At 66.7% G+C, this 7982-nt stretch carries 1 pseudogene; it reads left to right on the forward strand.

Going from position 1 to position 7982, the window contains the following annotated elements:
* Nucleotides 1-493: 493 nt before the first annotated feature.
* A pseudogene (locus J5474_RS21245) lies at nucleotides 494-7982 on the forward strand (S-layer family protein); the annotation flags it as partial.

Here is a 7982-nt window from a genome sequence, read left to right on the forward strand (position 1 = left end):
TCTGTTGCGCCGGTTCCGAAGCGTTAGTTACGCCGCGCGGCGTATTTTTCGCTCAATTTCGTAAGTAAATGCCCGCAACCCCGGATTCGCACAAGCATTTTTTCCCAATGCCGTTCAGATGTGGTCCAGGTGTCCTCCACATGTCGTCATCTGGACGCCCCCGACCGCGACATCTGCGGATCCGGCAGGCCGCCAGGGCAGGCACCGTGCAGGATCGGCCAAAGGGCCACACCCAACCTGCGTTTATTCCATTAACTCTTTCGAAAGTTTTTGACAGCAGCAGGTCCGGACCCGCATACCTTCAAAAGATATATTTACCAATGCAACGGGTGTCCAATTTTGCCGGAACGCGCCTGCAGCCGGAAGCAGTCCTCGCAGCAATACGACCTTTGGGTCGGTGTTGCCCGAGTGCCTGTTTCGCCGAACGCCCCTGTCGCATGCATTACACCGAGCGGGTCCGCAACTCCTCGCCGAACAAGGAAAGTCTGACGCCATGTTTGATACCGTCACCTCTCGCCACCAGGTTGGAATTCGCCAGCGGTCGCTCACCGGTCATTGCCGGCTGGGGCGCGCCACGGAACTGATCTTTGTACTGGCCTGCGGTACGGCACTGGTAATTGGCAGCGGGGCGGGGGCGCAGAGCTTCGACCTGCGTTGGGATCCCGGCACGATCAACAACACGACCGACACCGCGGGCAACGGGGGCAGCGGGGTCTGGGCCGTTAATCAAGCACCGTTCAATTTCCTGAATGTGACAATTCCCCTTGCCGACGATATTTTCGCGAATCTGGACGACGTTACTTTCGAGGGCGCGACAGGTACGGTGACGGTCGACAATGTCAACGGCACACCCAACGCCAACACGGTGCTGTTCAGTAACGATTTCACCGTCCTCGGCGATGCCTTCCAGGTGGCCAACGGCATGACGGCGGACACCGGAGCCACGGCAACCATAAACAGCAGCATCAGCGCAAACCTGACCGTGGGGACCATGGGAGGGACGCGCACAGCCGGTGCGCCGGCCTCCGATAACGGTGGCACGATCATCCTGAACAGTGGCAACACTGGCAGCACCACCAACGCGGGACTTGGCCTCCTGCGGCTGGCCGGGGGAACCTTTGGTGATGTAACCACCACCGCCGGGCGGACCGAACTTGCTGGCGGCAGCTACAGCGGCACGATCAACGTGCAGGGCGGCACCACAGCCGTGGGGCAGACGCTGATCACCACATCCATCGCGCACACCACCGGAACGCTGGAGGTGTCGAACGGTGGCACGCTGGGGTGGAACGCCGCAACGATGGGTGTGTCCGGGAGTTCCGTTCTGGACGTGAAGTCCGGCGGCACGCTGACTGTGTCCACCGGACTGCCGATCCTGCCGACCCCGGCGGGGACACTGACTGTTGCTTCGACCGCCTCGTTGCTGAGCGCGGGTGCCGTCAACGCCAACCTCGATATCTCCGGCACCACGAGCCAGATCCTCGGCGGCACGGTGACCGGCGACGTTACGGTGAATGCCGGCGGAACGCTGACCATGGGCGGCGGGGCGGCCGTGAGCGGCAACATGACGCTGACCGGCGAACTGAACCTGACGGGCGATATCTCTGTCGATGGCAACGTGGCGCAGTCCGGGGCCATCACCAATACCGCCAGCGTGGACGGCACCACCGTGACGCTGACAAACACCACGGGTACCTTCACCCATTCCGGCGATCTGAACGGCGGCGCGGGCACGCGGGTACTGAATCTGGCCCTGGACAACTACGTGTCGAGCGGCGGCACCGTGACGGGGACGGTCACCGGCCTGCCGTCCACGCGGTTCACCATCACCGGCGGTACCACGAACTTCACCTCGGCCACGACGTCGCTTGATGTGCTGGTCGAAGCCTCGGGAATCATGGCGGTCGGCACCACATCGACGGCGGGCGATCCGTCGAACGCTGTCTTCGACGTAGAGAACAACGGCACCGTCAACATTGCCGCGGGCCAGACGCTGAATGCGTCCTCCTTTGACAACAACGCCGCGCTGAATCTGGCTGACGGCGCCACGCTGGCGCTGAACGTGCCGGGCACCGACGGGACCTTTGCCGACCACAACAGTTTCCTGAACTCCGGCACGGTAAGCTTCGGTGACGGCGCCACGCTTTCGGCCATCGACGCCATCGAGACCGAAACCGGTGGCAGCATGGGCTTTGCCGGTAGTGCCACGCTGACCGTCGACAGCGACGGATCGGGCGACGATCTGACGAACGACGGCGGTTTCAACCTGTCGGGCGGCGCGGGCGGCACCGTGACGGTAACGACCGGTGGCACCGCGAACGCTTTGCGCAACACAACGAACGGCACGGTGACAGTGGCATCGGGCTATACGCTGGATGTCTCCGCGCTGAATACGGCGGGCGGGCAGGACCTGATCAACACCGGCACGCTGACGGTGGACGGCACGGTCACCGGCGATGTGAACTCCAGCGGCACGGCGACGATCAACGGGACCGTCGACGGAGCGGTTATTTCCAGCGGGTCCACGGACCTGAGTGGGTCGGTGACCGGGACATACCGCCAGTCCATGGGCACCACCACGGTCAGCGGGTCGACCAACGCCGGAACGGTCCAGCTGGATGCCGGCACGATGACGGTGAACGCCGGGCAGACACTGACCGCCACCACTGGCGGATTCACCGTCGGGGACGGTATCACGACGTCCACCGCCACGTTGACCATCAACGGATCGACCGCGGGAGATCTGACGCTGAACATGGACGGCGTCGTGAATGCGAACGGAGGCAGCGCCATTTCCGATACGGCCAGCGTGTCGGTTGGCAACGGGCGTCTGAACCTCGGAGCGAACGAGACGGTGGGCAGCCTGTCGCTCGGCGGCCTTGGAGCCGTGTCGCTGGGTGCGAACGGGGTGACCATCGGTGGCAGCGCCTCCGGGACAATCGCGGGGGCCGTGACCGGGACCGGCGGATTGACGCGGTCGGGGACAGGTACGACCACCGTCACCTCGGTCATGGGATACACCGGCGGCACGACAGTGACCGGTGGTACGCTGCAAGTGGCCGGGGCCAACGGCGGCGGCACGGAGATCGGCGGCACGACAACAGTTTCGGGTGGCGGCGCGCTGGTGCTGACCAGCGGCGAGATGGCGACCGTCGCACTGAACGGGGTGACCGGCGGCGGCACCGACGTGACGATGAGCGGCGGAACCATGTCCTCGCTGAGTGTGACCGCGGGCGAGGCGGCGCTGAACGGCGGTACCGTCACGACCTTTGGCCAGAGCGGCGGCGCGACGACCGTGGGCGGCAGCGTCGGCGTGACCAACGCGGCCAGCGTGACGGCTGGCACCCTTGATGTTGCGACAGGCGGCAGCCTGACCGCGACCGGCGGCCTGAGCGTTTCGGGCGGCGCGGTGCTTGGCGTGGACGGACAGCTTTTGGGCGGGGTTTCGCTGGGCGGGACGAACACGGTCACCCACAGCGTCGGCGACGGCACGAACGCGGCCTATGTCGACAACATGACGGTTACCAACGTCAATGCCACGGTCGAGTTGAACCGCGGCGGTTTCGTCAATGGCATGAACAACCAGGGCGGCACGGTGACCGTCACCGGGGCGGGGACGGCGAACTTCGCCAGCCTGGGCACGCTGACCAACGCGAGCGGCGGCACCGTGAACGTCAACGGGGTCACCTCCATCGGGGCGGACGTGACGAACAGCGGCACATTGAACGTGGGGGCCGATTTCGGCAACTCTGTCACAGCATACGACATCAACAACAGCGGCACGGTGAACCTGAACGGGCGGCTCTTGGCAGGGATCGACCAGACGGCGGGCCTGACGCAGGTGCAGTCTGCTTCGACGGTGGACCATGCGATCGCGGTTTCCGGCGGCAGCCTGCAGGTTGATGACGGCGCGACCCTGACGGCGACCAGCGGTGCCACGATCTCGGGCACCGGGCAATTGGCCCTGAACGGGATGGTGACGGGCGATGTTGCCATCACCAGCTCGGCCACGGGCAACACCATCGGCGGCGGCACCGGCACCGATGGGGTGAGCGGTACCCTGTCCCAGAACAACGGCGCCGCGGTGACGACGATCACCGCCACCAGCGGCACCTTCGGCACGCAGATCGGCACGCTGACCAACACGGCGGGGACCATCGCCTATACCGGTGATGGCAGCCACGTACTGACCAATGCATCCAGCAGCGCAGGCACGCTGACGGTTGCCAGCGGCACGACGCTGACGGCCTCGGGCGGGCTGGCGAACAGTGGCACGCTGGATCTGAATGGCACCATCGCGGGCAATGTCACCAACACCGGAAGCGCCGATATCTCCGCCGCGACGGTGGACGGAAGCTTTACCCAAAACGCGGGCGCGGTCGGGGTCACGGTCGGGGCGGGCACCACCGGTATTGTGACGGACACCTTCGAGATCAACGCAGGGGCGCTGACGCTGGGCGCGGGCGCGACCTTGCAGGCCGGGACCTTCAACCTGAATGGCGGCTCCTTCACGCTGGGAACAGGGTCGGGGTTTGTCGGCACGGGCAATACCTTCAACCTCGGGTTCGCCCTGAACGCACCGGGGGGCTTCTCGATCACAGATGCGGGCGCGATCAACGTCAACAACGGCGGATCGCTGACCTTTTCGGCCGGTGGTACGCTGACGGCGGATTCCGACGGTTCCGGCGACGAGGGCATCACCATCAACACCGGCGGCACGCTGGACGTGAGTGGCAGCGCGGTGGCGTTGAACACCGGCGGCGCGGGCGTCGTGTCGGTTGCGGGTGGGACGCTGAACGTCACCGGTACCACGCTGACCGTGCAGCAGGACACCACCGGCACGCCGACGATGGGTACGATCGTCAGCGCGGGCACGGTGAACCTGTCGGGGGCGACGGTCAGCGCCAACTTTACCCAGAACACGGGTGGCACGCTGAACGTCAATACGACCTCGACGATTTCGGGCACGACCACGATCAACGACGGCGGGCTGAACGTCGCCTCGGGGCAGCAGCTGAACAGCAACGTGGCCTTCGGCGGATCGGGCGGCAGCGTGCAGGGTACGGTATCCGGGACCCTGACCGTCGATGCCGGTCAGACGGTAACGGTGACCGGGGACCTGAGCTACAACAGCCTGACCGTGCAGTCGGGCGGCGTGTTCCAGACCGACGGCGTGACCGGTCATGCCATCGTCGGAACGACCAACACCACGGTCATCAATGGCGCAGCGATCTACAACAACGGCGACACGCTGAACGACAACGGCAACATCGAAGTCGGCCTGGGTGCCTCTGGCGCGACTGTGACGTTCAACACCGGCGGCGGCGCGATCGAGTTCGACGCCGATGACGATGAAAACGGCGTCGGCACAATCCTCAACGCGGGCGCGATCACCGCCGATGGCGGCGGCACCGTGACCATGGGCGACGGCACGCCCGGCGGCGACGACGATTTCGACAACCTCAGCGCGACGACCAGCGGTTTCGACGACGGCCAGCTTCTGTTGGTGAACGCCACCACGGTCAACGGCATCGCCACGCTGACAAACGAAAGCGCTTCGGCCACGGCGATCAGTGTCGGCGCGGGATCGACGCTCGACTTCGTGACACTGAACTCCTCCGCCGGCACGATCGTGTCTTCGGGTACGCTTGACGGTAACGTCAACATGGTCTCCACCGGCGCGGGAAATGGCGTGATCGACCTGAACGCAGGCGGGGCGATCACCGGCACGCTGACCCACGACTCGACCGCCACGACCTCGACGCTCGCGGGCAATGTCGGCGCGCTCGACATCAACGCCGGTGGCGTGACCGTGGATGGCGCGGTGACGGTGGGCGGAGGTCCCGCGACCGTGGACGGCGGCACGCTGACCATCGCGGCGGCGGGGAACCTGACCAGCGACGTGGAGGCCGGCAGCACCGGCGGCGGCGCGGTCGTGGTTGACGGCACGCTGACCGGCGGGCTGACCACGAATGGCACGGCGAGCTTCGATATCAACGCGGGCGGCGCCACGGGGGCCGTGACGGCTGCCGGGACGGGCACCTCGACGCTGGCGGGCACCGTCGGCGGTCTGGCAATGACCGGTGCAGGTGCGGTGAACGTCGACGGCGCGGCGCAATCGACGGGGACGACCTTTGTCGACGCGGGCGGCGCGCTGAACGTCCTGGCGGGCGCGAGCTACACCGCGACGGGCGGGGCCGTGACCGTGGGCAACGCAGGCACCGGCGGTACGCTGACGGTTGCCGACAGCGGCAGCGTCGTCGGAGACGTGCTGCTGTCGAACGACGGCACGATGGATATCAACGGCACCTCCGGCGATGCCTCGGTGGAGATCACCGGCAACCTGACGCTGGATGCCTCCGCTACCGGGACCTCGACGCTGGCGGGCGACGTCGGCGGGACGCTGTCGATGGCGGCAGGTACCAGCGCGACACTGACCGTGGACGGCACCAGTGTGATCGGCAACACGGCGAGCGTCGCGGACGGCACGCTGGACCTGAACGCGGGTCTCGACGTGACGAACGGGGCGCAGGTATTTGCCGCGGCGACGCTTGACATGGCGGATGGCACGACCTTCAACGCGGGCACGATGCAGATCGACGCGGGCGCCACGGCGGTGCTGGGCAACGGGGTGACGATCTCCTCCGACACGGGCGCGTTGTCGAACGCCACGACGCTGGCCTTCGGCACCGGGGGCACGCTGTCCTCCGCGGCGGGACTGGCGAACAGCGGAACGGTCAGCTTCGGCACCGGAGGTACGCTGCAGGCGGCGGGAACGCTGGACAACACCGGCAGCGTGACCTTTGCCGATGGCGGCACGCTGGACGGCGGCGGGGCGAGCCCGCAGATCACCAACTCCGGCACCATCACCGTGACGGCGGGGACAGTCGCGGCCGTGGGCAACGACGACCTGAGCAACACCGGCGCGGGGCAGGTGATCGTCAACGCTGGCTCGCTGAGTCTGAACGGCGGTACGCTGACCTCGACCTCCACCGCGAATGGCGCGACCCCGGCGGTGGATATCGCGTCCGGCGCGGTGCTGACGGCGGCGACGGTGGCGATGACCGGCGCGGGCGGAGAGCTTGAGATCGACGGGCAGGTGGCGGGCAATGTCACGATCGCCGGCACGGATTTCTTCGACATCAACGGCGGTCTCGGCGGCACGGCCGAAGTCACCGGCAACGTGACCCAGGGCGGCACCAGCGCCCTGAACACGCTGGCGGGCGACATCGGCGGTACGTTGGGCCAGACTGCGGCGGGCACGATCACCGTGGACGGCGCGTCCTCCGTTTCCGGTGGCACGACCATCGACGTGGGTACGCTGACCATCAATGCGGCGCTGTCGTCGGATGTGACCGTGGCGGCGGCTGGGGTCTATGACCAGAACGCGGCGCTGACCGGCAACCTCGTGACGGCCTCGACCAACGCGGATATCGGCGCCAACATCACCGGCACCGTGACGCAGAACGGCGCAACGTCGGTGACGGATGTCGATGGCGCCTCCACCATTTCGGGGCTGGTGACGATCAACGACGGGATCTTCCGGACCGGGGCGGCGACGACGATGACGTCGGGCTTTGCCGTCGCGGGCGGCGAGCTTGAGATCAACGCGGCCACGACACTGGGCGCGGCTTCGAGCAACGCGGGCACGCTGGATATCAACGCCGCCGTGCTGGGCGGGCAGACGATCACCAACACCGGCACGGCGACGCTGGCCGGAGCGGTGACCGGCAGCCTCGTGCAGAACACCAACGCCGGCGCGACGCTGACGGTGGACGGCGCGTCCTCCGTTTCCGGTGGCACGACCATCGACGCGGGTACGCTGACCATCAATGCGGCGCTGTCGTCGGATGTGACCGTGGCGGCGGCTGGGGTCTATGACCAGAACGCGGCGCTGACCGGCAACCTCGTGACGGCCTCGACCAACGCGGACATCGGCGCCAACATCACCGGCACCGTGACGCAGAACGGCGCAACGTCGG

This window comes from Sagittula salina (genome assembly GCF_017813235.1).
Lineage (GTDB): Bacteria > Pseudomonadota > Alphaproteobacteria > Rhodobacterales > Rhodobacteraceae > Sagittula > Sagittula salina.